Raw genomic sequence first — 25,534 nt, 5'->3', positions numbered from 1 at the left:
AATCACCTTTGCGCAAGGAGCACAAATGGACTTCAACGGCAGATCCGGTGAAATGACTATGTTCGCCACGGTAGCGCAGGAAGGCAGCTTGTCGGCCGCCGCGCGTGCACTGGGGCTGACCCCCTCGGCGGTCAGTCGGGTCATCGCGCGTACCGAACAACGTCTTGGCACCCGCCTGCTGTTGCGTACCACTCGATCGATCACCCTCACCGCCGAGGGCGAGGCTTACCTTCGCGGCGCCCGGCGTATCCTGGCTGACATGGCCGAGGTCGAAGAAGCTGTCGCCGACCAGGGCGTGCCCAAGGGCCGGTTGCGGGTCAGTGCCGCCCCTTGGTCATGGGCGGCAGACCATCGTTCCTCTGGTGGCCGCCTTCAGCGCCCGTTACCCGAACATTGTCGTCGACCTCACCCTCGGCGACGAAGTCGTCGACATTCTCGGCGGCCAGGCCGACGTGGCGGTACGCTTTGGCCATTTGCCCGACAGCCCACTGACCGCGCGCAGGATTGGCGACACCGGCCAGGTGGTGGTGGCCTCGCCCGAGTATCTAGAGCGCCATGGCACACCCCCTGGAACCGGAAGACCTGCTACGGCACAACTGCCTGCGCTTCAATTTCCGTCGCGCCGAACCCAACTGGCCGTTCACTCGCGACGGCAGAGCGTTTTCCCTGAAGGTCAGCGGCAACATCGAATGCAGCAGTGGTGAGGCGCTGGCACAACTCGCACGGGTAGGCGCGGGCATCGCGCGTATCGGCGATTTCACCGTCGCCGAGGACCTGCAGCGCGGCGACCTGATACCGCTGCTGGAAGAATGGAACCCCGGAGACCGGGAGCCGATTCATGCGGTGTTCGTAGGTGGCTCGGCGATGCCGGCGCGGGTGCGAGTGTTCGTGGACTTTCTGCTGGAGCAGCATCGGATGTGAGGGTTGTTAGCCGAGCGTGGCTTCAGACTATAAAACCGCGGCTAACTATCGTGGACTTAAGCACAGGAAACCGGGAAACATTCAATGGACACTTCCACGCTGCAATCACTCAAGCTTGGAATCATTTCAGCCACCGGCCTCTCGAGGGATGCTTTGCATATCTATGTAGGTCTGGCATTGCTGATCGCTGCCAGCTACACCACTCGAAAATCCCTGGGTGCCTTCAGCAGTTGGCTGGTGGTATTGGCGGGGGCGAGCCTCATCGAGCTATCTGATCTGATGGATGATAAGGCAAGCCTGGGATATTGGCGGTGGGGCGCGAGTCTCCATGACATTGCAAATACACTGTTCTGGCCAACGGTGCTGGTCGTGGTCTATCGCTTCAGGTTGATTAAATTCTGACCAGCCCGCTAGTCCACAAGCTCGATGTAATTGGATTCGCCACCTCCCACCGCGCCCGACAACCATGCCTGGGCGCCAAAAAACTTATTCGACTCAACCTCAAATCAACCCCAGCGTCAGGGCTTTGAGGGTCGCCGCCGCACGGGTGGTGCATTGAAGTTTTCGGAACACGTTCTCCACATGGGTGCGGACCGTGCTCGGACTGATGCCTAGCTGACGCGCCACTTCCTTGTTGCTTCCTCCTGTGCTGATACACCGTAGAATTTCGGTTTCACGCTCGGAAAGCAGACCACCGCTTGGCCTGCAGGCAGTTGTCATCGTGTCCCCGCGCGCCGCCGCGATGACCGCCTGACAGGCTCGTCGATCAAAGCGCCCCTGGTCCGCCTCGTCCAGTAACAAGCGGGCGGCATCGTCCTGACTGAAGGCTGGCCGCCACGGCCGCTCGCTCAGCAACGCTTGCCAAGCCAGGGCCGCGGCCAGCAAGCGATGTTCGCTTTGCAGCGCGTCACCATGGAGACTGCGGAAGTAACCACTGCCATCCAGTCGCTCGTAGGCATGGGCCGCTATCTGGCCCGACACTGCCAGCGCCGGTATCTGGCTACAGGCCCGCGACGTCCAGTAAGGCACCAACCGCACTTGCTCAAGATCGCCTTCCAATAACGCACCCGGGGCATTCCAGACTCGATTGGGCACTGCTGCGCGGCCAAGGCCATGGATCAGCGCCGCTTGGCCGAGATGGTCTACGGATGCCTCTGGCAACCCCGAAAGCCTGGCGGCCTCTTGGACTAATTCCGAAGAACGTCGCGAATACCCCGACAGCCATGGCAGCTTGAGATCGATCACATCGCTGACAAGGGTCAGTGGCACCGATGGTGCGGTGTGCCGCGACGCAGCAACATGTGGCGTGCGCAGTTGAGCGAGCCAATCTTCGGCGTGTTGCAGCATTTGGGCGGCGAGCGCTGCTGGATAGCGTCGATCACGCTTGCTGGCGATCCATTGCAATGCCACTTCCAGACCGTGACTGCGGGACAGGATTTCCAGATCACCGGCGAGCAACACTTGGTAAACCACTTCCGGCACCTGCGGATGACGCAGGCCGGACGGCCGTCCCTCGCCGTCGTATTGCTCAAACACATGACGCAGCCCGTGTTCGACTTCGGTGCTCAAGCCCAAGGTATGAGCGATATCACCGGACACCTCACAATGAATCTGCGCCAGCGGCGTGGACCTGCGCATCGCTCGCTGGCCCGCCGCGCTAAGGGTTTGCGTCAGCATCGCGTTGCGGCCCTCGACGTCATCGCCCAGCAGTCGGGTGAAGCCCTCGGCATTGGCGGTGCAGCCTGACCAGCGCAACAAGGCCACCTGGCGTCCGATCTCGGTGTGCTCGCCAGCGCCATTGCACGCCTGCGCGAGCATCTGCACCAATCGGGCGGTGCGGCGCGACTGATCGAACGGCTGGCCCATGCTCAGGTCGCCCACCATGGACAACGCCAGGATGGCGTCTTCCAATTCGATACAGTCACCTGCTGACATGTCGTTTCCTCCGGGTATCCGATTGAACATTGTTGATGGCCTCGGATAAATGACCGATACCTCAGCCGCCGAGTATCGCTGAAACTGCGCTCACCCCATACAGGAGATCGCATCATGTTCAAACCCAAGGCCCTTGCCCTCACACTCGCCATGACCTGTTCATTGTTCGGCGGCGCGGTCCATGCCGCAGCGCAGCAACCCTCTGTTGTCATCGTCCATGGCGCTTTCGCCGACGGATCCGACTGGGGCAAGGTCGTCCCGCTGCTGCAGGCGGAAGGCATCAAGGTCACCGTGGTGCAAAATCCGTTGACCTCGCTGGCGGACGATGTCGCCGCCACGCAGCGTGTGCTGAACAACCAGGAGAACGACGTCGTATTGGTCGGCCACTCCTGGGGCGGTACTGTCATCAGCGAGGCTGGCACCGACAAGAAAGTACGCAGCCTGGTGTACGTCGCCGCGTTCGCTCCGGATGCCGGTCAAGCCAGTAAAGACTTGGGCAAGGACTACCCTGCCCCGTCCGGCGTGAAAGACATCGCCGCCGACAAAAACGGTTTCCTGTACATGACCACCGAGGGCATGGCCACCGGTTTTGCCCAGGATCTTTCCCCAGAGCAAACCGCGGTAATGGCGGCGACGCAAGGGCCGATCCGGGCCTCGGCCTTCGATGACAAAACCAGCGTCGCCGCCTGGAAAGGCAAGCCAACCTGGTACGTTGTGGCCAAGGAAGACCGGATGATCCAGCCTGATCTGCAGCGCGCTTTTGCCAAGAAGATCGGTGCCAAGGTCACCGAAATCGAAGCCAGCCACGTGCCACAACAATCTCGTCCGGCAGATGTCGCAAAAGTCATCATCCAGGCGGTCCAGAAGAGCCAGTGATTCCAGGCCCCTTCTGCGCCGGGATCGAGGGAAGCGCTGCTGCATCTGAATGGATTGCCACCGGTTTCAGGACAGGGTGGCCGGAAGCTCGGATGCAACGCACTTCCCTCGCAGCAGTCATCGCATCAGGCGAGCAATACCACACCGTCCAAGGAAACCCGCTCAATGCCCATGAATTCCGAGCAGCAAAAGCACCATTATGATTTTATCGTCTGTGGAGCAGGCACCGCCGGCTCCGTCGTGGCGGGACGGCTGGCCGAAAATCCCGAGGTTGAAGTATTACTCATCGAGGCCGGAGGCAGCGATGATCACCCCCACGTGCTGGAGCCGGGGAACTGGCCCCTGAACCTTGGCACCGAGCGCGATTGGAACTTCGTGGGTGCCGCAAACCCTCATCTCAACGACAGGAAAATCCCGCTGAATATGGGCCGCGGATTGGGCGGTGGGTCCAGCGTCAATGTCATGTTGTGGGCCCGCGGCCATAAAAACGATTGGGAAGATTTCGCAGCGCTCAGTGGTGATCCTGCGTGGAACTACGCGTCGGTCCTGAAGATTTATCAACGCGTGGAAGACTATCGGGGCACCGGCGATCCGGTGCGTCGCGGCAGGGGCGGACCGGTTCATGTCGCGCCTGTGCGAGACGCCCAACCGATTGCCAACGCCATGATCAGTGCGGCTGCCGGCATGGGTATACCGGCTTTCGAGAACCCGAACGGCGCCATGATGGAAGGCCGCGGAGGTGCGGCCTTGAACGACCTCATCGTCAAGGACGGCCGGCGTAATTCCATTTACCGCGCCTACGTCGCTCCACGCTCTGGTCAGCCCAACCTCACGGTCCTGACTGATACGCTTGTCAGTCGCGTGCTCTTCAGGGACCAACGCGCCATCGGCGTACAAACCATAAAAAATGGGCAGATCGAGTGCTTTTACGCCGATCACGAAGTCATTCTTTCGTTGGGGGCGGTCAACACGCCCAAGGTCCTGATGCAATCAGGCGTGGGACCGGAGGAGGAATTGCAGCGCCATGGTATTCCGGTCCTCCAGCATCTCCCCGGCGTCGGCGCCAATCATCAAGATCACGTGTCCTTTGCGGTTATTTTCGAATACGCGACGCCACAACCGGTGGGTTACGGCGGCTCGGAGGCGACGCTGTACTGGAGCAGCGAAAGTGCTTTGCATCTCCCGGACATGTTCCACTGCCAGGTCGAATTTCCAGTACCCAGCGCAGAGACCGCCTCACTTGGCGTGCCTGCACATGGCTGGACAATGTTCGCCGGCCTTGCCCACCCGGAAAGTCGCGGATGGGTCAAGCTCAGCGGCCCGAATGTGACGGATGCCCCCCATCATTCAACCCAACACGCTGTCGCATCCCACCGACCGGCGCAACGCGCTGGAGAACATCCGTTTTGTCCAGGAACTGGGCGCGCAGGCCCCCTTCAAGGGCTTGGTGAAACGTGAAAGCCTGCCTGGAAACCTGGACACCCAGTCGCTCGAACACTACGCGCGCAACGCTGCCGTCACTTACTGGCACCAATGCGGTACGGCAAAAATGGGCCAGGACGCGATGTCCGTGGTTGATGGTCAATTGCGCGTCCACGGAATCCAGGGCCTGCGCATTGCCGATGCGTCCATCATGCCCCATGTCACGAGCGGCAATACGATGGCCCCGTGCGTCGTGATCGGCGAGCGGGCCGTGGAGGCTATACGGGCCACTTACGACCTATGAGCTTCATGCATGCGCCCGTGACTCCGTTCGTGCGAACAAGCTGCTAAGGGCTGTTTCCTGCTGCCAAGGGTTGAATGTTGGCACGGGCCAAGTCGGTAAACGCCTTGAGCGCCGCCGAAGGGTTACGCCGGTTCGGGTAATACAAACACAAGTTGTCTCGAGCGGGTGTCCAATCCTCCAGCACCCGCTCAAACTCTCCGTTCTCGATTTCGGCTTGAACGTCCTGTTCCATGAAAAAACCGAGGGCCACGGCGGCCCCAACTACCGCCTTGGCAAGGCCAGGCTCGTCCAGCGTGAATTGCCCGTTAACATCCAGCCTGATGACCTCCCCGTCGCGTTCCAGATGCCAAGGAAAAATGGCACCGTTGGGCAGGCGGATCCGCAAGCAGTGATGAGTGAGTAGATCGGCTGGCGTCCGAGGTTGGCCGTGCACCTCGAAGTACGCTGGCGAGCCCACGATGGCATAACGTTGCGGTCGGCCCAGCGGGACGACAATCATGTCGCTGGGTACCAGATTGGCAGACCGCACACCGAGGTCGAAGCCGTCAGCGACGATATCCACCAAGCGCCCTTCGGTAACCAGATCGATGTGCACCTTAGGGTAACGCCGCGAAAACTCCAGAATCAGCGGCATCAGGGTCGTACGCGCGGCACTGGCAAAGGCATTGATGCGCAAGACTCCCGAAGGTCCGACATTCTGCGAGCGCACCGCCTCGAGCGCCGCGCGAACATCCTGTAGCGCCGGCCCGACTTGCTCCATGTACAGCCTGCCGGCCTCGGTGAGCGACACGCTGCGTGTGGTGCGGTTGAACAGCCGCGTTTCAAGGTTCGACTCCACCTTGGCGATGGTATTGCTCAACGCAGTCGTCGAAACACTCAAGTCGATAGCGGCTTGTCGAAACGAGGCCCGGCGCGCCACGGCCGTCACCGCCTCCAACTCGTTAAGCCCTACACGAAGATCCGGCATTTGATTGTCCTGATTATCGGGATTAGTCATTACGTTTATGCCAGTTGAGCAAACTATCCCGTGGACGGCAAGATCATTGGGTGTCATCAACTCACCGTCAGAGATGGAAATTACGCCATGAATCTTGATTTGAAAGGCAAGCGCATTCTGGTTACCGGCGGCACCAAGGGTGTCGGCAAAGCGGTGGTTGAGCTGCTGCTCGACGAAGGCGCAAAAGTGCTGACCTCGGCTCGCCAGGCAAACATCGAAATGCCGCCAGACTTATGCATTCCGGCTGACCTGTCGACTCGGGAAGGTTGTGAGACCTTGGTGGCCGCGACCAAGCGAATATTGGGCGACGTCGACATCATCATCCACGTACTGGGTGGCTCATCGGCGCCGGGTGGCGGCTTTGCTGCACTGGACGAGGAGCACTGGCAACGCGAGCTCGATCTGAACCTGTTTCCAGCCGTGCGCATCGACCGTGCCTTGTTGCCGAACATGCTCGAACGCAACGAGGGCGTCATCATCCACGTGACATCCATTCAGAACCGGCTGCCGCTGCCTGAAGCAACGACCGCTTACGCGGCTGCCAAGGCCGCGCTTTCGACCTACAGCAAAAGCCTGTCGAAGGAGGTCTCGCCAAAAGGCGTGCGTGTTATTCGAGTATCGCCGGGCTGGGTTGAAACCGAGGCGTCGGTTGCCTTCGCCGAGCGCCTGGCGAAAGAAGCAGGCACCGACTACGAAGGCGGCAAGCAGATGATCATGAACGCGTTAGGCGGTATTCCACTCGGCCGCCCTTCGAAACCTGCAGAAGTGGCGAACCTCATTGCCTTCCTGGCTTCGCCTCGCGCAGCATCCATCACGGGCAGCGAATTTGTTATTGATGGCGGCACCATTCCAACGGCTTGATGAGAGGTGTGGGGCGTTTCGGCTGTCCGCCCCAAAAGCCCCGATAACACCATCGTCGTTTACGTTTTCATTTACTGGGGCGTCCATCTAATCAATCCACCCATCAGGAAACATGATTGAAAGGCTTGGACACATCAACCCAAGTCAAAACACCCCAGCTGGGAGATGACCAACCTCGGGCCTTGCATACAAATACCCCTGCATCAGCTCGATCCCCATGCCTAGAAGCGTCGAGCTTTCTTCACGGGTCTCGACACCTTCGGCGATGACCAGGATACCCAAGCGCCTGGCGACCAGGATGATGCCTTCGACGATCGCTTGTTTGACCGTGTCTCGATCGATGCCTCGGGTCAGTGCCATGTCAATCTTCAGTACCTGGGGTTGGAACATGGCCAGCAGGTTAAGACCCGAATAGCCCGCGCCAAAGTCGTCGACGGCGGTAACGAAACCCTGGCGCTCGTACTCCACGAAAATCGATTTGAGGTGTTCAGGGTCGACCACCTTCTCGCCTTCGGTCACTTCGAACATGAGCCTTTCTGGCGGGAAATGGGTCAAGCGCGCCGCTTCCAGGGTGGCCCGGATGCACGTCTCTGGCCGGTATACGGCGTTGGGCAGGAAATTAATGCTCAGCAAGCAATCGGGAATATCCAGCAGGCCCAGCCTTGCGGCTTCCTCGATGGCTTTCACCCGGCAGGCCTGGTCGAATCGGTAGCGGTTGCTGTCGTTCACGAGCCCCAGGATGTAGCCCGCCGACTCGCCATTGATACCTCTGACCAACGCCTCATAAGCAAACGCAGCGTGTGTCCGAACGTTGAAAATAGGCTGGAAGGCCATGGTGAATTCAAACCCCAGCGCATCATGGTTGCGGCATTCGGCGCAGCCGAGCGATTGGAACGGAGGGCGTTTCGTCATGAGCAATATTCCGTGGCGGTGGTGATACATTCCTGCGGTTACAAGGAACTGTAGCCGACACCACCTGAGTCGGCACAGGCCGAAGTTTTTGAAGCGTTATCGGCCGGTCCCCCACCGTTCACCTTGATCGGTGCGACATGTATCGGGCACTGCTGATCTCAAATGCTCAATGCAGCTTAACGGTAAGGACACATACACATGAGCGCACGAAAAATTTTAGTCACAGGTGCGGCGGGTCGGATTGGCACCGCTTTTTGGACAGCGCAAGCCGATAGATTGGATTTGCGTCTTGCTGATATAGATGTGCAGACATTTCCGAAATCCGCACAAAGTTTCTCTCTCGATGTCAGGGATCAGTCAAGCTGCCTTGAGGCCTGCGAAGGCATCGATACCGTGATTCATCTAGCTGCCGACCCGAGTCCAGACGCTAACTTCATGAGTTCTCTCCTGCCTGTAAATATCGTTGGCACCTACAACATGTTGTTCGCCGCGAAGGCACAAGGTTGCAGGCGGTTCATATTTGCGAGCAGTGCCCAAGCCATTGAGGGTTACCCGAAGGACGTCCAAGTACATGAACATATGTTGCCCAGGCCAGGAAATCTTTATGGGGTTAGCAAAGCATTTGGGGAGGCTCTCGCATCGATGTATGCGAACGATGGTCAAATGACAACCCTTGCAGTGCGCATTGCAAACGTAGCCCAGTTTCAGCAGGGAGAGACCCACAGCCACAGGGATGTAGCTGCGTTTATCAGCATGAGGGATGTCGTAGCGCTACTTAGAAGTTGCGTGGATGCAGAGCTGAGCGGGTTCCATGTGATTCATGGCGTATCAGACAATAGATACAAGCGCCTTTCCATCGATAAGACCCGAGAAGTTGTTGGTTACGCACCCACTGACGACGGGTTTGAGATTTTAGAGGGACATGCTCTCCCTGATTGATTGGCACTCGTTTGCTGCGGCCCATTTGTAGTCAGAACTCATTCTGATGAGCAAAGGCGTGCTTTCAGGTATGGACAGGCAGAGCCAACCCGAAAAGTACAAAAAAACCACCGCAGACTTTATTGAATCGCCGCCCGGTTCGGGCTAACCAAGGCCTGACCTGGTGCGCAGCGCTGGTCACCAGTGAAAGCACGACAGCAAAGCCGAGCATAATTTACGTCGTAGTAATTCAACCGGCGCTGGGGGAGATGACCGGGTGAAAAGCCGGATCGAAGACTATGTTGAGTATTTTGAAGGCTTTCTCATCGACTAAGAGCTGCTACAAACTCAAGAAATGCCCGCACCTTGGCTGGCGGCAAATGCCGTGAGGGGTACAACGCGTAGAGAGGAAAATATTCATCGGGCCAATCCGCAAAGAGCTCAATGAGCCGTCCCTCACGCAACGCGGCCTCTACACCTAACTCCAATACCTGGGCCACAGCCTGCCCTTCCTCGCAGATTCGGTGCATCGTGCCTACGTCATTGACCATTAGCCTTCCGTGCGTTTTGACGCTCACACGCTCGTGGCCTCGATGGAATTCCCAAATGAACGGTTTGCCCGTCTGAGGATCTCGAAAATCGACACACACATGCTCCGAGCTCTCAAGCTCTGAGGGATGCAGTGGACGACCGTGTTTTTTCAGATAAGCCGGAGAAGCAACAGTGAGCACGCGTGTTTGCAGCAACTGTCTGCCAATTAGCGAGGAAGAAGGTTGCTCGCCAAAGCGCACAGCAAGATCAACTCCGTCGGCCACCAGGTCCCCCATCTGTTCTCGAGTCACGAGATCCAGCTCAATAGCGGGGTAGGCCGCCATGAAACTTCCGAGGGCCGGGGCCAAGATCAGTCTGGAAAAAAACGGGTCAACATTAACGCGAAGCCGTCCCCGCACTGCGGTTGCACTGCCAGATGCCATCGTTGCTGCTTCCTCCAATGCGGCGAGTAGTGGCGCTATTTCTTCATACAGTCGACGCCCTTCATCTGTGAGCTTTACCGATCGAGTGGTTCGGTCAAATAAACGGATCCCCAACCTCGTTTCGAGACGAGCGACAGCCCTACTGACCCCGGACTGGGTCATGTCCAGCGCATTGGCAGCTTTAACGAAACTCCCGCTATCAACTACGGCAGAGAGCACACCCATACCGTTGACCAAACGCCCGTCGAAACTCATTAATGATTCTCCGTCATTGAATCAATGACACTCATGATATCGAAGAAAACTCGCAAGCAACGCAATAATTCGCCCATAGCGACAACGGGTCGCTCTTAAAGAAGAACTCATATGTATACGGTAATGGGTGTTACAGGTCAGGTAGGTGCAGAAGTGGCTCGCAATCTGCTGGCTGCCAATAAGCGCGTCAGAGTCGTGGTACGTGACGCTGAAAAAGGCAAAGCATGGGCTGCCAAAGGGTGCGAGGTTGCGGTTGCAGACGCTAATGATGTGAGTCCGCTGGCTGCCGCGTTCAGTGACAGCACCGGCGTATTCATTCTGCTGCCTCCCAACTTCGATCCTTCCGAAGGTTTTCCAGAAGCACGCTACATCATCGAGAACCTGCGCGCCGCGCTGGAAACAGCGAAACCTGAGAAAGTGGTGTGCATCTCCACGATTGGCGCTCAAGCACATCAGCCTAACTTGCTGAACCAGCTTCAAATCCTAGAACAGCGTTTTGACACGCTGGACCTGCCGATCACGTTTTTGCGTCCAGCCTGGTTCATGGAAAACAGTCTTTGGGACATTGAGCCCGCCAAGAGCAATGGCGTGATCCCAAGCTTCCTTCAGCCATTGGACAAGCCAGTTCCTATGATCGCGACGGCTGACGTCGGCAAAGTAAGCGCTGAATTGCTGCAGGAAAGCTGGCACGGCAAGCGAATCGTGGAGCTGGAATCCGAGCAACAGGTTACGCCCAATGACATCGCGGCGACGTTGTCAGAGCTGCTGGACAAGTCGGTGAAAATGGAAGCGGTACCCAGCGATACCTGGGAAGCGCTGTTCCGCTCTCAAGGCATGAAAAACCCTCATCCGCGCATTCAGATGCTCCATGGTTTCAATGAAGGCTGGATTCGCTTTGAAGGCATCCCACGCAAGGGACGTGTTGAATTGAAAGAGGTTCTGGCGGCGCTTCTGTCCCGCTGATAGCTTTTGGGTGCGACGCGATGTTGCCTCGTACCCAATGCCATCCTGGAAAACATGAGCCAGGAGCTGGCCTTGCCGCTTGCGTAACGGGCGGCAAGTTAATCCAGAGTCCAATATATGACTCCTATCAGAGCCGCAGAGCGACTATTGATGAGTGTCTGCCTCTTCAGCCGGATAAAACTCGCCCTCCTTTCCCATCTTTTTCAGCCGTTCGCGCGCGATCAGCTCAACGCTGGCCACTGCGGCCTGATCGTCAGGGTCGACCAACTGCAAGCACAGGCGTCGGACATTCTGATCGTGGGTGCCCTCGCTGAGCATTTCGTGGGTGAAGACTTGTTCGCCACGCCATAGGCATAGCTGGGTATGAGTCCCGCCGAGCCATATCTCGTTGATTGATCTAAGGTCAGTGGTAGCCAATTGATCCACGGTGATTGTCTTATCCATTGCGCTGTACCTTAACAATGACTAGATACAGGTAGACTTACAGGCACAGCGGGCGTTCCCAGGCCGCCAACGTTTTTCCTTGCCGCTGCCCCATCAGAATGCCTTCAAATCGCCTGGGCATGCCTTGGTAATGCGATGGAAATCAGGGCGGCCAGCAATACGAACACGCTCGAGATCCACAAGCATGCCTCCAGACCGTACAGCTGATAAACCCAGCCGGAGAGCACGGTGCCGATCAGTCGTCCCATGGCGTTGGACATGTAGTAGAAACCCACGTCCAGGGATACGCCGTCTTCGTTGGCATAGGACACGATCAGGTAGCTGTGCAGGGACGAATTCACTGCGAACAACGCGCCAAAGACCATGAGGCCGCCTAGCAGTACCGTCTGTGGTGACCACCCGCTGTCGAGCCCAAGCGCAATCAAGGCTGGTAGGCCCGCCAGGGCAAGTGCCCACACAAAAGCTGCACGACCATCCGGTACAGGCCCCCTTTTCTTGCCGGTGATATTGGGTGCGAAGGACTGCACAATACCGTAGCCAATCACCCAGGCCGCCAGGAAGCCGCCCACCTTCCAGAAATCCCAGCCGAACACGCTGCTCAGGTACACCGGCAAGGCCACCACGAACCAGACATCCCGGGCGCCGAACAGGAACATTCGCGCCGCCGAAAGGATGTTGACTGCCCGGCTTTTGGACAAGATATCGCGAAACTTGGGTTTGGCTTTTGCCTTGCCCAGGTCCTTCTTCAACAAAATCACGCTGCTGATCCAGATCAGCGCCAGGACGCCCGCCATGGCCAGCAAGGCGCCTTTGAAGCCGATCAGGGCCAGCAAGGCTCCACCCAGAAAGAAGCCGACGCCCTTGAGTGCGTTCTTCGAGCCGGTGAGGACAGCCACCCACTGATAGAGCGTGCCTTGCTGCCCATTGGGCACCAGCAGCTTGATCGAGCTTTTGGCGCTCATTTTGTTCAGGTCTTTGGCAATCCCAGAGAGCGCCTGGGCGCCCATTACCCAGGGGATGGTCAGCCAGGCAACCGGAACCGTGAGCATCAGCAGCGCTGCGACCTGGATGCCCAGCCCGATGTTCATGGTCCGGTTAAGACCCAGTCGAGCGCCGAGATAACCACCCACCAGGTTGGTGATCACCCCAAAGATTTCGTAGAACAGAAACAACGCGGCGATTTGCAGTGGGCTGTAGCCCAAGGCGTGAAAGTGCAGCACCACCAACATGCGCAGGGCGCCGTCGGTGAGGGTGAAGGCCCAGTAGTTGCCCGTCACGAGCAGGTACTGCCGAACTTCCGGTGCGAGGGCTGACAAGGCTTTCATGACCGCTCCTCAGACTGCCAGACCGACCAGCCTGGCCAATTCGACGGCGCGGTTGGCATAACCCCATTCGTTGTCGTACCAGGCATAGAGTTTGACCTGGGTGCCATTGATGACCATGGTCGACAGCGCATCGATGATCGATGAGCGCGGGTCGGTACGGTAATCGATGGACACCAACGGACGCTCCTCAAAACCGAGGATATCTTTCAGCTCGTTCTCGGAAGCGTCCTTGAGGAACTGATTCACTTCTTCGACAGTGGTGGCCCGCTCGACTTCGAAGACACAGTCGGTCAGCGAAGCGTTGGCCAGCGGCACGCGCACGGCGTGACCATTCAGGCGTCCACGCAGCTCCGGGAAGATTTCGGCGATGGCAGTGGCCGAGCCCGTGCTGGTCGGAATCAGGCTCATACCCGAAGCACGTGCACGACGTAGATCCTTGTGCGGCTGATCGAGGATGCTCTGGGTGTTGGTCAGGTCATGGATGGTGGTGATCGAGCCGTGACGAATGCCCAGCTTTTCGTGGATGACTTTCACAACGGGGGCCAAACAGTTGGTGGTGCACGAAGCCGCGGTAACGATACGGTGCTGCGCAGGATCGAACAGGTGCTGGTTGACGCCCATGACAACGTTCAACGCGCCCGGCTCTTTCACCGGAGCGCAGACCACTACACGCCTGACGCCCTGATCCAGGTAGGCCTGCAACACCGCCACGGTTTTCATCTTGCCGCTGGCCTCGATCACCAGATCGCAGCCCGACCAATCTGTCTCGGCAATCGCCTTGTTGGCCGTTACTTTGATCCGTTTACCGTCGATGACGACGTTGTCGCCGTCAGCGCTGGCTTCGTTGTTCCAACGGCCATGCACCGAGTCGAAGTTGATCAAGTGCGCATGGGTCAACGCGTCGCCCGCCGGGTCGTTGATCTGCACGAATTCGAACTCAGGCCAATTCCAGGCTGCCCGCAGAGCAAGGCGACCGATCCGACCAAAACCATTGATGCCAATTTTAATAGTCATGTTGTTGTGCTCTGTCTCTGTTGTCAGTGGGCGTTCGATTGGGTGTCAAATCGACCGCTGGTTAACACGCTTCATCAGTTCTTCTGCCGACTCCTTGCGCTCGGAATAACGATCCACCAGATAGTCCTGACGGTCGCGAAGCAATAGCGTGAATTTCACCAACTCTTCCATCACATCCACGACACGGTCGTAGAACGCCGAAGGTTTCATCCGCCCGTTATCGTCGAATTCCATATAGGCCTTCGGCACGGACGATTGGTTGGGGATGGTGAACATACGCATCCAACGTCCCAGCACTCGCAACTGATTGACCACGTTGAACGACTGCGAGCCGCCGCACACTTGCATCACCGCAAGGGTCTTGCCCTGAGTGGGTCGAACCGCGCCCATGGCCAGTGGCACCCAGTCGATCTGCGCCTTGAACACAGCGCTGATGTTTCCGTGACGCTCTGGAGAGCACCAGACCTGTCCCTCGGACCACAGCACCCAGTCACGCAGCTCCTTCACGCGAGGATGGTCGTCGGGTGCGTCATCTGGCAGTGGCAAACCTGACGGATTGAAAATCCGCGTCTCGGCGCCGAAGTGCTCCAGCAGTCGAGCGGCCTCCTCCACCAACAGACGACTGAAGGAGCGCTCACGAGTGGACCCGTACAGCAGCAAAATGCGTGGCTTGTGGATGGAGATTTTTTCGATGCCGAGCTTGTCTGTCGACGGTAGATCGATCAGCTCAGTATTGAGTTGGGGGATGTGGTTATCGTACATAGTCATTGTCCTGCGCAATGGCGCTCTTGGAGTCTTCGAACCAGCGGCGTTTCATTGCTCCTGTTGTTACAGCGTGCCAATGAGAGCCAGCTCTGCCTTGAGCTGCTCGGAACTCAGTTGAGAAAGCGGTAGAGCCAGGAAGGCTTGGATGCGGGTTCTGATTTGTTCCAGGGTGACTTCAAACGCCGCCTCTATCTCTTCTTGAGTTCCGTGGTATTGCGAAGGATCAGCCAACCCCCAATGGGCCTTGGTGGCTGGCCCGAAAAATACAGGACATGCCTCCCCGGCGGCCTTGTCGCACACCGTGATGACGAAATCAGGTGCCAAGCTCATATGGGCATCACTGGGCTTGCTGAACAGCCCGAGCGTCGAGATACCGGCCTTTTCCAAGGTTTTGAGACTCAGCGGATGCACTTCGCCTTTGGGTTGACTGCCTGCGCTGTAGGCTTTCATGCCGTCAGCTGCCAAGTGATTGAAGACCGCTTCACAAAGGATGCTGCGGCAGCTGTTGGCAGTGCAGAGAAAAAGGATTTTCATCGAGCGGTCTCGTAGTCGAGGACGGAATCAAGCGACCTTGTTTTCACAGCACACGGCTGCACGTTCAGGACGGTCACCCATTGCATCAAGGCGTTTGGCATCAGGGCTTAACCAATGCTTGTTGCTTTCGAACGTAGTGGTCAGCACTTGATGAACCCAATCGGGGAGATTGGGGTGCAGCCGGTAATAAACCCATTGGCCTTGCCGACGATCCGAAAGCAGACCGCATGTGCGCAACTGCGCCAGGTGCCTGGAGATTTTTGGCTGACTCTCGTTCAACGCGCAGGTCAGTTCGCAAACACAAAGCTCCCCTTCTCGAGTGATGAGCAGCATGGTGCGGACACGGGTTTCATCAGCCAGGCATTTAAAAACAGTGGTGGGTGTCAGATGGTCAGCCATGTCGATTCTCAGCGTTTGGTTCTCACCAAGACGAACATCTTGATGCGCTCATGAATTTCATGAGGCGTGTGGCGAAATGCGTCGGGCTTGGACTGCGTGCGGTCAGCGTTGACGGTACAAACGAACAGAACTCGGGTTTTGCTGGTCATCGTGAAGATCTCAGCTCACATATGGTTTTCCGAATATATGTTTTTATGCATACATGGTAAAGCCCTGCGACAAAGAAAACGCTGTAAAAATCGACTCCTGCCAATAACGCCACTCTTAAGCCCAGTACTTACGGGGCTAACAGAATATTTATCAGCAGAAAGCCCCATGCGCATCTGGATAGTCGAATATATGAATTTTGTAATAAGTATGTCATACACTTGAGGGTAGCCTCGGCTCCGATCCAACCAACCTGGAGCTTGAAAATCGATAACCGGCATCAAGCGAACACCGGGGCCGATGCATTGTCGATAAAGCGCATCAAGCCAGGAATGATGTGAGAAGCATCGGGTCCGACACCTCTAAGGGTGGCCGAGGCGAAGTTACGCTGCTTCGGTAATCCCACAAAATACAAACCCGGCACGTGCTCCGCCTGCCCGTTACGTTGTCTCAAGCGTTCATTGCCCGCCACGTGCAGACCCGCCAAAAAACCAAGGGTCGGACGAAATCCGGTCGCGAAAACCAGACTGTCCACTTCGGTGTGCTGCCCATCAGCCCAGATCACCCCCGTTGACGTTACCTCCGTGAACATCGGTTTACGCTCAAAAAGCCCATGCTTCATGGCTCGACGATAGGTGCCGTCATCCAGCACAGGGGTACTTTGATCATTCAGCCAACGAGTCTTCTCAAGTCCTGTCCACTTGAGCCAAGCATGAAAATCCATACCGAGGACCTTTTGCGGAAAAAACCGAATCGATTCCCGTGTCGCCAATACAACGCGACTGACTTGAGCCAACTCATGGGCAATTTGTACGGCAGAGTTGGCCGCACCGATGACCACGACGCGTTGATCACTGAAGCCCTCGGCATTTCGGTAATCCGCACTGTGTAAACGTTGCCCGCGAAAACTCTCCAGCCCTGGAATGTCAGGGGTGAACGGCTGATTGAATCCGCCCGTGCAAACGATCAATGCTTTTGAGCGCAAACACTGGCCATCAGATGCCTGAAGCAAAAACAGCCCATCGTCTCTACGCACGTTCTGGACGCGCGTGTTCTGGCGAATGGGTAGCTGGAAAGCGTTCGCGTACTGCTCCAGATAACGTACGACTTCATCGCGTAACGGGTAATGCTTGGCTTGCGCCGGAAAAGGCATTCCAGGTAACGATGAGTAAGCAGCAGGGGAAAAAAGTCTCAAGCTGTCGTAATAATTGCGCCAGTTTCCACCTGGCTGGCTCTCGGCATCCAGAATAAGAAACCTGAGATTCTGCTGCCGCAGATGCCAACCGCACGCGAGCCCAGCCTGGCCCGCACCAATAACGATGACATCCATGGACTCGTTAATTATGTTCATATATGCACATCCATACATATATACAGATAAATAAAAACTACTTTGGTGCACCAGGGCAGCAAAATGGAGTCAGACTTTTCATGTGCTGGAGAATGGCTTCGAGCCGTGTCACCACTGCCGGTCCATCCACCTCGTAGAACATTTGCCGACTGACCTTGGTGGCACGGACGATGCCCGCCTCTAATAGCACTTGTAGATGTCGGGACACCACTGAACGTTCTTGAGGCAGCCCTTCTGCAATCTCGGCGATATCCGCTCGCCCCAGTTGCATGACTCGCTTGAGCACAGCTACCCGCGACGGCTCGCACAGAGCTTTGAAAAAGGATCCATCGAGCGAGTCGATAGCAGCATCAATTGCACGGGTACGTGCGGAGGTTGGGTTTGTCATACGGAGGACTATATGTGCAGACTCATGCACACGTCAACTTGTTGGTCTCCCGTCGGTACGCCCTCCACCAGGCCGGCCAAGGCCCCCCTGGCCAGGCCCAAGGCGCTCGATTGCTGCCGAGCTGCAGGCGATGCTGTACTCGGTCCAAGCGTGAGCACAACACAAATCAAGCGGGCTTGCTCGCGATTGCGAGCAAGCCCGTGCACACATTTGTTTATCGCGTTCAATCCTGGAGTGCGCGAACGCGCTGCATGCGTTGCTGCTCTGCCGGCGCAGCGGCCACCTGCAGTTCAAAGTCAAAATCAATCTGCGCAAACCGCCCCTCCACGCCAAACTCCCGCGCCAGTTGCTGATCGTCACTGAAGCGGATCTCTGCAATCAACTCATCGCGCGTCGCATAGGCAAAGTCATCGTGCAGATACGGGTCGTCCGATAGATTGATTTGCGTGGTCAGGTGCCGATAACCCGGTGCCGAAATGAAGAAGTGAATATGCGCCGGCCGTTGCCCATGGCGCCCCAATTGGTCGAGCAACTGCTGGGTCGGCCCGGTCGGTGGGCAGCCATATCCCGACGGTACAATGCTGCGAAAGCGGTAGTTGCCCTGGGCATCGGTCTCGATGCGCCGACGCAGGTTGAACTCCGATTGCGTTGTATCGAACCAGGAATAGGTACCGGCGGTATTGGCCTGCCACACATCGACGATCGCCCCCGCCACGGGTTTACCATCGGTGTCGCGTACCTGGCCGCGCATGAACAGCGGTACCGCAGGATCCAAGCCATCATCCAGGCGTGCTTCGTGCTTGGACAACGGCGCACCGGCCACGTACAACGGACCTTCGATGGTGCGCGGCGTGCCGCCGGTCTTGCCCGCTTCTTCGTCGGCGGCGTCCATCAGCATATCCAGGTAATGCTCAAGGCCCAGGCCGGCGACGAGCAAGCCAGCCTCCTGGTTCTTGCCCAGCTCGTTCAGGTAGTTGACTGCCTTCCAGAACTCCACCGGGGTTACGTCCAGGTCTTCGATAATGTTCACGGTGTCGCGCAGGATCCGGTAGATCAAGGCCTTGGTGCGCGGGTTACCGCCGTCGTTGAGATTGCCGCTGACTTCTTCGAGAAAATGCTGGGCGTGGGCAGTCTGGGAAATTCGAACGGGCATGGTGTACTCCTCATCTTGTCGTTATTAGGTAGAAAGCAGGCTTAGCTGTCGTCTTCATGGATCGACGACGGATGCCGACACAGGGCGTTCACTTCGATGGCCATGTAGGGAAAAAGCGGCAGCTGCATTAGCAAGTCATGCAGATCCTGAACGCTATCGACATCGAACACGCTGTAGTTGGCATAGTGCCCGGCAATGCGCCACAGGTGACGCCATTTGCCCTCTTGCTGCAGCCGTTGCGCCAAGGCTTTTTCTTCGGCCTTGAGGCTGGCGGCACGTTCGGGGTTCATGTCGACGGGCAGGTTCACGGTCATTTTTACGTGAAACAACATGGCAGGCGCCTCTTAGTGTTTGTCACGACGAAAGAACGCCAGGCGCTCTTCATCGATGGCCAGGCCCAGGCCCGGAGCGGTGGAGACATGCAGCTGAAAATCGCGATACACCAACGGCTCGCTGAGAATGTCTTCGGTGAGCAACAGCGGGCCGAACAGTTCGGTGTCCCAGGCCAGCTTGTTCAGGGTGAGGAACGCATGGGCGGAGGCCAGGGTGCCGATACCACCTTCAAGCATGGTGCCGCCGTACAAAGCGATGCCGGCTGCTTCGGCGATCGCCGCCGTGCGCAATACCGCTCGCGGGCCGCCGTTCTTGGCAATCTTGAGGGCAAACACCGAAGCCGCACCTTCGCGCGCCAGGTTGAAAGCGTCCTCGACACATTCGATGGATTCATCCGCCATGATCGGCGCCGGACTCGACAGGTTCAGCCGCGCCATACCGCCACGGTTGTTGCGCGAGATCGGTTGCTCGATCAGGTCGATACCGTTGTCGCCCAGCACCTTGCACGCTCGCAGCGCCACGGCCTCATCCCAGGCCTGATTGACGTCAACGCGCACACTGGCGCGCTCACCCAACGCCTTTTTGATCGCGATCACATGGGCCAGGTCGCGCCCAACATCACCGGCACCGATCTTCAATTTGAAAATTCGGTGCCGGCGCAGGTCGAGCATCTTCTCGGCCTCGGCGATATCTTGCTCTGTGTTGCCGCTGGCCAAGGTCCAGGCCACCGGCAAGGCGTCACGCACACGGCCGCCGAGCAGTTCGCTGACCGGCAGGCCCAGGCGCTTGCCCTGCGCATCGAGCAAGGCGCTTTCGATACCGGACTTGGCAAAGGTATTGCCGCGAACGCTGCGCTCCAAGCGCAACATGGCCGCGTTGATATTGCTGGCGTCCTGGCCGATCAACAGCGGCGCGAAGTGGCGGTCGATGTTGATCTTGATACTGTCGGGGCTCTCGTTGCCGTAGCTCAGGCCGCCGATGGTGGTGGACTCACCGATGCCCTCGATGCCGTCGGCGCAACGCACGCGGATGATCACCAGGGTCTGGTTTTGCATCGTGTGCATCGCCAGCTTGTGCGGGCGAATGGTGGGAAGGTCGACGATAATCGTCTCGATCGACTCGATGGCGCAAATCGGCATGGTAATACCCGTTGGGTTCTTTATAGGTTTTAACCGATTCTGCGCCGCCTCTTTCCAGGCTTCCAATATAGAATTAGTCTTGATTAATACTCTGTAGGTATGAATGGAGCCATCATGGAACTGCGTCATCTGCGTTATTTCCAGGTGCTGGGCGAAACCCTCAACTTCACCCGCGCCGCCGAACGCCTGCACATCGCCCAGCCCCCGTTGAGCCGGCAGATCCAGCAATTGGAAGAGGAACTGGGGGTGATCCTGCTGGAACGTGGCCGGCCGCTGCGCCTGACCGAAGCCGGGCGGTACTTCTATGAACACGCCAATGTGTTGCTCGAACAGTTGAACAAGGTCTGTGACAGCACGCGGCGCATCGGCCAGGGCGAAAAAACCTGGCTGGGCATCGGCTTCGCCCCATCGACCTTGTATGGCGTGCTGCCGGAACTGATCCGACGGCTGCGCACCCATGAGGCGCTCGAACTGGAATTGGGCCTGTCGGAGATGACCACCTTGCAGCAGGTCCAAGCGTTGAAGGCCGGGCGCATCGATGTGGGCTTCGGGCGCATTCGCATCGACGACCCGGCGATCGTCCAGCGCGTACTGGTGGAGGATCGGCTGGTGGCGGTATTGCCCGCCGGTCACCCGTTGCTCGCTGCGCCCGCCACCCTCGCCCAACTCGCCGCCGAGCCGTTTGTGCTGTACCCCGGCAACCCACGCCCCAGTTATGCCGACCATGTGATCGCGTTGTTCGACGCTCACGGTTTGAGCCTCAAGGTGGCGCAGTGGACCAACGAGTTGCAGACCGCTATCGGCCTGGTCGGCGCTGGAATGGGCGTGACGCTGGTGCCGGCCTCCGTGCAACTGCTGCATCGCGCGGACATCGGCTATACGCCAGTTGTGGAAGCCACTGCGACCTCGCCGATTATTCTCAGCCGAAGGGTAAATGATAAGTCGCCGGGGCTCAGTCATTGTTTGCAGTTGGTGGAGGAATTGATCTGAATTCTTGTAGCCGACGTACAGTTGCGCCAGACGATTCCACACCGGCCCTGTCACACAACTCAAAACGGGCCGATGGGGAATCCGTCCGCCAGCACGCTGAGCGAGAGCTGGCCGCCGACGCACCGAAGAAGCAGCCGCCCGTCCGGGCAGCACACGTAGTGAGACTCAGCAAGCCTTCGATGCTTCGCCCAGACGATGGTAGGCCCGGTTGAAGTACACCAGGCCCTCGTCCGCGCCGCTCTGGCGAATGGTCTGGATCTCGCAGTAAAAAATACTGTGGGAGCCCACCTCGTGGACCTGCACGATGCGGCAGTCGAAATTCACCAGCGCATCAAGCATCACCGGGCGCGCCACTTTCCAGGGTGGTCCACTCTGTGACGGCGAAGCGTTCATCCATCGTCAGCGTGCGGTCGGCGAAAGCGCCGGAGAGTTGCTGATGATCACCGCACAGCGTGTTCACGCACACCGCGCCGTTACGCTTGAAATGCTCGTTGGAATGGGAAGAACGGTTCATGCACACCAACAACGTGGGCGGCGAATCGGTCACGCTGCATACCGCTGAGGCGGTGAAACCGAACCGGCCCGCCACACCATCGGTGGTGATGACCGACACGGCGCCGCCGAGCATGGCCATTGCATTGCGAAAATTGCTTACGTCTACCATGGTCGACTCCTCAGATATCCAACACGAGTTTTTTGGATTTTGCGCGCGAGCAACACACCAGGATCTGGTCGTTGCCGGCCTTCTCATCGTCAGTGAGGTACACATCGCGATGGTCCGGTTCGCCTTCGAGCACATCGCACAGGCAGGTCCCGCACACACCCTGCTCGCAGGAAATCTCGATCTTGATCCCCACCTGTGCCAGCGCGGCGAGAATGCTCTGCCCTTCGGCCACCTGCACGGTCTTGCCACTGCGCGCGGCGACCACTTCAAAGCTGCCGCCTGAGCTGTCCACCTCCACCTGGAAATACTCCTTGTGGATATGCGCCTCGGTGTAGCCGCGATCACGTGCCCCCTGGATCACCCAGTCCATGAAACCGGCGGGACCGCAGGTATACAGATGCACGCCCGCCTCGCCCTGGCCCAGCACCTTGTCCAGATCAAGCCGCTGTTCGGCACCTTCGTTGTCGAAATGGGTGAACACATTCGCCGCAAACGGCGCGCCGGCCAGCTCAGCGAGAAACGCACTTCGACCTCGTTCACGCCCGCAGTAATGCAGTTCGAAGGCCTTGCCTGCCGCGTGCAGGCTGTAGGCCATGGCGATCATCGGCGTGATGCCGATGCCGCCGCCCAGCAGCAGCGAACGGTACGCATCGGCGGCCAGTGGGAACAGATTTCGCGGTGCACTGATCTGCAACTGGCGACCTTCGAGCAGGTACTCATGCACACCCACCGAACCGCCGCGCGAGGCCGGGTCCTTGAGTACGCCGAGGCGGTACATACGCGGGTCGGCCGGGTTGCCGCACAGCGAGTACTGTCGCACCAGCCCCGGGCCGATGTGGAGATCGACGTGCGCGCCGGCATCGAATACCGGCAGCGGCGCACCGTCACGACGGATCAGGTCGAGGACGACCACGCCGTCCCCTTGCAGCTCGCGCTTGCGCACGACTACGTCCAACAGTTCTTCAATCATGGCCGTTATTCCATGGAATTCGCAAAGGCCGCCGTGGCGGCTCGGTAATAGTCAGCGCATGAACAGGCCGCCATTCACGTCCCAGGTCGCCCCGGTGGTGAAATAGGCCTCGGGCCGCGCCAGTTGCACAATCAAGTCAGCCAGAAAATCCGCATCGCCCAGGCGCTGCACCGGAATATTCGCCAGCAGCCCCGCCAGACGCTCCGGCGGTATCGCCGCACGCACCGCCGTCGAATCGATCGGCCCTGGGGCGATGGCGTTCACCGTCACCCCGTGTGCGGCAAATTCCTTGGCGAAGATTTTGGTCAGCGTCACGATGCCGCCCTTGCTCGCGGCGTAATGCGCGCCGGTTGCGGTGCCGCCGTTCTGCCCGGCCAGGGACGCCATGTTGATGATGCGCCCGTAGCCGGTTTCGGCCATGTACGCACCCAGCACCTGGCAGCCCAAGAACACGCTGCGCAGGTTCAGGCCCACCACGGCGTCGAACTCCTCGGGGCTGATCTGCATCAGCGGCGTGGTCTTGGTCACCGCGGCGTTATTGACCACCACGTGCAGCGCGCCGAAGCGCTCCAGCACCTGGGCCAGACCGTTTTCGAAATCAGCCTTGCAGCCTGCGTCCAGTTGCAGCGCGAGGGTGTGCTCACCACCGGGGTCCAACTGAGTGGCGCAGGCCTGGGCGGCCTCAAGCTTGATGTCGGTGACCACCACCCGATACCCGGCCCGCAGCAGGCCGGCACAGAAATGCTGCCCCAGGCCCTGCCCTGCCCCCGTTACCAATGCGATCTGGCTCATGTCGGCGCTCCTTAAAGGATGTAGCCGATACCGGCGAGGGCATCGTCACTGTTGATCAGGCTGACCACTTTGCGGTGGATCTTGAAACCGCGCTCACAACGGATCAGGTCGTAGGTCAAGTCGGCGCTGTAGAACTTCAGGCTTTCCTTGCGGAACTCACGCACGTTCTGCGCACAGCGCACGGTGACGTAATGACCGTCATCGCTCAGCACCCGGAAGCGCGACTGCATGCGCACCGTGCGCGGTTGCGGGCTGGTGGAGATCGACTCGCCACCGATCAAACGCTGTACCCGCAGCTCACGCATATGATGGTCGTCGTAGGCGTAATTGAGGGTGTTCTCAAAGTCGGTTTCCCTGGGGTCGATGGGAATGATGTAGGTGCCTTTTTCGGTCCACATCTTCAACCAGCTGTCGTATTCACCGTGGTCGAGCATGTCGCCTTCCTGCCAGATGAAAGCGGTCACTTCTTGCAGCAATTGCAGGTTCATAAGGTTCTCCACGGGTCAGGCCGACATCATCTTCTTCCACTGCTGGTAGCCGGCGCGCATGCCGGTTTCGGCACTCACATCGGATACCAGCCCGTCTTCACTCGCCTGCTCGCCGGGCAAGCCCCGGTTGAGCATGATCCACAGGTCTTCACCGGCGCTGGCACCCTTCTGCACACGCTCCCAGGCCTCGGAATCATCCGGGGTGCCGAAGCCCATCGGGCCCTGGAAGTGCTCATGCAAGCGCAGGCGATAACGGTTGGCCACGGCCGGACCGCCGTCCATGGTGATCACCGAATGGTGGATTTCGGTCTCGGTCACCGAGATCGGTTGCAGCACCCGGAAGAACGCCATCGAGCACGCTACATTGGGAAACAGATTGAGGTTGAAGCCGGTACCGCCTACCGCGCGCACAATGCGGCGCACCTGTTGCTCCTCGATGCCTTCGTCGCGCAATTCGGCCGCCAACTCCTGGAAGCGCTCGGGGATCGGCTTGTCCAGGTCGGCTTCGAGGTCGATCAGGTCAGGAATCATCACCATCACGCTGTGGCCGTTGCCCAGGTCCTCGACGTAGCCAGGGCCCTTGACGAAGTCGAAGAGCTCCATGGTCTGCTCATCCACCGACGACAGGAAACTCTTGTGCACCAACGGGAAGTGGTAGGCGTCGGTGGTGTTTTCCAGCTGGATCTTCCAGTTACCGGGGAAGCGGAAACGATGTTCCCCCGGAACCTTGATGCCATAGCCGGCGCCCTGCTTCATGAACAGGTCCATCCACTTCTTCGCCGCGCCGAGGTAATCCTCCAACGGCTCGATGTCGTCCTTGAAGGTGGCGAAGATCATGCCGGCGTAGCTTTCAGTACGCAGGCTGACCAGCGGCAGCTCGGCCTTGTCGATGCAGTCGCCATAGCTTTCCGGGTGCGGAATGCCGCGCAGCGAGCCGTCCAACGCGTAGCCCCAGCCGTGGTATGGGCAAACAAAACTGTTGGTCTTGCCTTTCTTGTGTTCGCACACAGTGGCGCCACGATGGCGGCAACGGTTGAGCAGCACGTGCACGTCTTTCTTGCGATCACGCACCACAATCACCGGCTGCTTGCCGATGTAGGTGGTCTTGTAGCTGCCGTTATCGGGGATCTCGCTGGCGTGGGCCACCCAGATCCAAGTGCTGTAGAAAATTTTCTCCAGCTCGGCGTCGAACAGTTGCGCGTCGGTGTACATCGACGTGTGGACGCGGTCGGCCTGCACCAGGTCGGCGGGATCGACGGCGAGGTTTACAGCGGGAATCAGCTTGGTCATGGGAGTGTCC

Annotated in this window: 27 protein-coding genes and 4 pseudogenes; 9 read left to right on the top strand and 22 right to left on the bottom strand. The window is 58.5% G+C overall.

Annotation, left to right across the window (positions count from 1 at the left end; translation table 11 throughout):
• Positions 1-25: 25 nt before the first annotated feature.
• A pseudogene (locus PSH84_RS16255) lies at positions 26-921 on the top strand (LysR family transcriptional regulator).
• An 84-nt stretch (positions 922-1,005) separates the two neighbouring features.
• On the top strand, positions 1,006-1,323 hold the full coding sequence (locus PSH84_RS16250; protein ID WP_305470569.1) for a hypothetical protein: 318 nt from the start codon (positions 1,006-1,008) through the stop codon (positions 1,321-1,323).
• 99 nt (positions 1,324-1,422) lie between these two features.
• On the opposite strand, the gene PSH84_RS16245 is transcribed toward PSH84_RS16250, so the two are convergent.
• Entirely contained in the window at positions 1,423-2,856 is a 1,434-nt protein-coding gene (locus PSH84_RS16245) for an HD domain-containing phosphohydrolase (RefSeq protein ID WP_305470568.1), read from the bottom strand.
• 114 nt (positions 2,857-2,970) lie between these two features.
• On the opposite strand from PSH84_RS16245, the gene PSH84_RS16240 reads away from it, so the two are divergent.
• The 3 genes from PSH84_RS16240 (at position 2,971) to PSH84_RS16230 (ending at position 5,458) form a co-directional block, all read left to right on the top strand.
• Positions 2,971-3,732 carry an alpha/beta hydrolase gene (locus PSH84_RS16240; RefSeq protein ID WP_122568297.1) on the top strand — a complete coding sequence of 254 codons (762 nt, stop codon included), beginning with the start codon at positions 2,971-2,973 and terminating at the stop codon, positions 3,730-3,732.
• A gap of 165 nt (positions 3,733-3,897) precedes the next feature.
• Positions 3,898-5,190: a GMC family oxidoreductase gene (locus PSH84_RS16235; RefSeq protein WP_305481369.1), complete on the top strand. Its 1,293-nt coding sequence runs from the start codon at positions 3,898-3,900 to the stop codon at positions 5,188-5,190.
• Entirely contained in the window at positions 5,075-5,458 is a 384-nt protein-coding gene (locus PSH84_RS16230) for a GMC oxidoreductase (protein ID WP_305483176.1), read from the top strand. Before PSH84_RS16235 ends, PSH84_RS16230 begins: the two co-directional genes overlap by 116 nt.
• A gap of 43 nt (positions 5,459-5,501) precedes the next feature.
• On the opposite strand, the gene PSH84_RS16225 is transcribed toward PSH84_RS16230, so the two are convergent.
• Positions 5,502-6,425: a LysR substrate-binding domain-containing protein gene (locus PSH84_RS16225; protein ID WP_305481368.1), complete on the bottom strand. Its 924-nt coding sequence runs from the start codon at positions 6,423-6,425 to the stop codon at positions 5,502-5,504.
• Between the two features lie 117 nt (positions 6,426-6,542).
• Here PSH84_RS16225 and PSH84_RS16220 point away from each other — a divergent pair, with 117 nt between their 5' ends.
• Positions 6,543-7,316 carry an SDR family oxidoreductase gene (locus tag PSH84_RS16220; RefSeq protein ID WP_305470566.1) on the top strand — a complete coding sequence of 258 codons (774 nt, stop codon included), beginning with the start codon at positions 6,543-6,545 and terminating at the stop codon, positions 7,314-7,316.
• A gap of 144 nt (positions 7,317-7,460) precedes the next feature.
• Here the strand turns inward: PSH84_RS16220 and PSH84_RS16215 are convergent, their stop codons facing one another.
• The gene (locus tag PSH84_RS16215) at positions 7,461-8,228 is read right to left on the bottom strand and encodes an EAL domain-containing protein (protein WP_305481367.1); all 768 of its coding nucleotides are present in this window, start codon (positions 8,226-8,228) and stop codon (positions 7,461-7,463) included.
• 198 nt (positions 8,229-8,426) lie between these two features.
• On the opposite strand from PSH84_RS16215, the gene PSH84_RS16210 reads away from it, so the two are divergent.
• Positions 8,427-9,167, top strand: a complete 741-nt coding sequence (locus PSH84_RS16210; protein WP_305470565.1) for an NAD-dependent epimerase/dehydratase family protein — start codon at positions 8,427-8,429, stop codon at positions 9,165-9,167.
• A 64-nt stretch (positions 9,168-9,231) separates the two neighbouring features.
• Here PSH84_RS16210 and PSH84_RS16205 read toward each other — a convergent pair.
• Positions 9,232-9,363, bottom strand: a pseudogene (locus PSH84_RS16205) (LysE family translocator); the annotation flags it as partial.
• Positions 9,364-9,469: 106 nt separating this feature from the next.
• Entirely contained in the window at positions 9,470-10,375 is a 906-nt protein-coding gene (locus PSH84_RS16200; protein ID WP_305481366.1) for a LysR family transcriptional regulator, read from the bottom strand.
• Positions 10,376-10,486: 111 nt separating this feature from the next.
• Here PSH84_RS16200 and PSH84_RS16195 point away from each other — a divergent pair, with 111 nt between their 5' ends.
• A complete protein-coding gene (locus PSH84_RS16195; protein ID WP_305470564.1) occupies positions 10,487-11,338 on the top strand; it encodes an NmrA family NAD(P)-binding protein in 852 nt (283 codons plus the stop codon).
• A 144-nt stretch (positions 11,339-11,482) separates the two neighbouring features.
• On the opposite strand, the gene PSH84_RS16190 is transcribed toward PSH84_RS16195, so the two are convergent.
• From PSH84_RS16190 to PSH84_RS16135, 12 genes and pseudogenes are all read right to left on the bottom strand, one after another.
• Positions 11,483-11,782 carry a hypothetical protein gene (locus PSH84_RS16190; protein ID WP_122568290.1) on the bottom strand — a complete coding sequence of 100 codons (300 nt, stop codon included), beginning with the start codon at positions 11,780-11,782 and terminating at the stop codon, positions 11,483-11,485.
• Between the two features lie 104 nt (positions 11,783-11,886).
• A complete protein-coding gene (gene arsJ, locus PSH84_RS16185) occupies positions 11,887-13,107 on the bottom strand; it encodes an organoarsenical effux MFS transporter ArsJ (protein WP_305470563.1) in 1,221 nt (406 codons plus the stop codon).
• Positions 13,108-13,116: 9 nt separating this feature from the next.
• Complete coding sequence (locus PSH84_RS16180; RefSeq protein WP_122568288.1) at positions 13,117-14,121, bottom strand: ArsJ-associated glyceraldehyde-3-phosphate dehydrogenase; 1,005 nt, start codon at positions 14,119-14,121, stop codon at positions 13,117-13,119.
• 45 nt (positions 14,122-14,166) lie between these two features.
• Complete coding sequence (arsH, locus tag PSH84_RS16175; protein WP_305470562.1) at positions 14,167-14,883, bottom strand: arsenical resistance protein ArsH; 717 nt, start codon at positions 14,881-14,883, stop codon at positions 14,167-14,169.
• A 66-nt stretch (positions 14,884-14,949) separates the two neighbouring features.
• On the bottom strand, positions 14,950-15,420 hold the full coding sequence (locus PSH84_RS16170; RefSeq protein WP_305470561.1) for an arsenate reductase ArsC: 471 nt from the start codon (positions 15,418-15,420) through the stop codon (positions 14,950-14,952).
• Positions 15,421-15,447: 27 nt separating this feature from the next.
• Positions 15,448-15,819, bottom strand: coding sequence for a metalloregulator ArsR/SmtB family transcription factor (locus PSH84_RS16165; RefSeq protein WP_122568285.1), 372 nt, complete (start codon positions 15,817-15,819; stop codon positions 15,448-15,450).
• Positions 15,820-15,827: 8 nt separating this feature from the next.
• Positions 15,828-15,917: pseudogene (locus PSH84_RS16160) on the bottom strand (arsenate reductase ArsC); the annotation flags it as partial.
• Between the two features lie 329 nt (positions 15,918-16,246).
• Positions 16,247-17,317, bottom strand: coding sequence for a flavin-containing monooxygenase (locus tag PSH84_RS16155; protein ID WP_305470560.1), 1,071 nt, complete (start codon positions 17,315-17,317; stop codon positions 16,247-16,249).
• A 37-nt stretch (positions 17,318-17,354) separates the two neighbouring features.
• Positions 17,355-17,705, bottom strand: coding sequence for an ArsR/SmtB family transcription factor (locus PSH84_RS16150; RefSeq protein WP_122568283.1), 351 nt, complete (start codon positions 17,703-17,705; stop codon positions 17,355-17,357).
• A gap of 223 nt (positions 17,706-17,928) precedes the next feature.
• Positions 17,929-18,858, bottom strand: coding sequence for a catechol 1,2-dioxygenase (gene catA, locus PSH84_RS16145; RefSeq protein WP_305470559.1), 930 nt, complete (start codon positions 18,856-18,858; stop codon positions 17,929-17,931).
• Positions 18,859-18,899: 41 nt separating this feature from the next.
• On the bottom strand, positions 18,900-19,190 hold the full coding sequence (gene catC / locus PSH84_RS16140; RefSeq protein ID WP_122568281.1) for a muconolactone Delta-isomerase: 291 nt from the start codon (positions 19,188-19,190) through the stop codon (positions 18,900-18,902).
• 12 nt (positions 19,191-19,202) lie between these two features.
• Positions 19,203-20,330, bottom strand: a complete 1,128-nt coding sequence (locus PSH84_RS16135; protein ID WP_122568280.1) for a muconate cycloisomerase family protein — start codon at positions 20,328-20,330, stop codon at positions 19,203-19,205.
• Between the two features lie 114 nt (positions 20,331-20,444).
• Between PSH84_RS16135 and PSH84_RS16130 the strand changes: the two genes are divergently transcribed.
• Positions 20,445-21,320 carry a LysR family transcriptional regulator gene (locus PSH84_RS16130; RefSeq protein ID WP_122568279.1) on the top strand — a complete coding sequence of 292 codons (876 nt, stop codon included), beginning with the start codon at positions 20,445-20,447 and terminating at the stop codon, positions 21,318-21,320.
• Between the two features lie 165 nt (positions 21,321-21,485).
• Here PSH84_RS16130 and PSH84_RS16125 read toward each other — a convergent pair.
• From PSH84_RS16125 to PSH84_RS16105, 5 genes and pseudogenes are all read right to left on the bottom strand, one after another.
• A pseudogene (locus PSH84_RS16125) lies at positions 21,486-21,948 on the bottom strand (flavin reductase).
• Positions 21,949-21,994: 46 nt separating this feature from the next.
• On the bottom strand, positions 21,995-22,954 hold the full coding sequence (locus PSH84_RS16120; protein ID WP_122568278.1) for a PDR/VanB family oxidoreductase: 960 nt from the start codon (positions 22,952-22,954) through the stop codon (positions 21,995-21,997).
• A 51-nt stretch (positions 22,955-23,005) separates the two neighbouring features.
• Positions 23,006-23,746, bottom strand: a complete 741-nt coding sequence (locus PSH84_RS16115; protein ID WP_122568277.1) for an SDR family NAD(P)-dependent oxidoreductase — start codon at positions 23,744-23,746, stop codon at positions 23,006-23,008.
• Positions 23,747-23,757: 11 nt separating this feature from the next.
• Entirely contained in the window at positions 23,758-24,234 is a 477-nt protein-coding gene (locus PSH84_RS16110; protein ID WP_122568276.1) for an aromatic-ring-hydroxylating dioxygenase subunit beta, read from the bottom strand.
• Positions 24,235-24,249: 15 nt separating this feature from the next.
• Positions 24,250-25,524, bottom strand: coding sequence for an aromatic ring-hydroxylating oxygenase subunit alpha (locus PSH84_RS16105; protein WP_122568275.1), 1,275 nt, complete (start codon positions 25,522-25,524; stop codon positions 24,250-24,252).
• Between the last annotated feature and the right edge of the window lie 10 nt (positions 25,525-25,534).

Origin of the sequence: Pseudomonas beijingensis, from assembly GCF_030687295.1 — a bacterium.
Lineage (GTDB): Bacteria > Pseudomonadota > Gammaproteobacteria > Pseudomonadales > Pseudomonadaceae > Aquipseudomonas > Aquipseudomonas beijingensis.
This window is presented reverse-complemented; position numbering and strand designations above follow the sequence as displayed.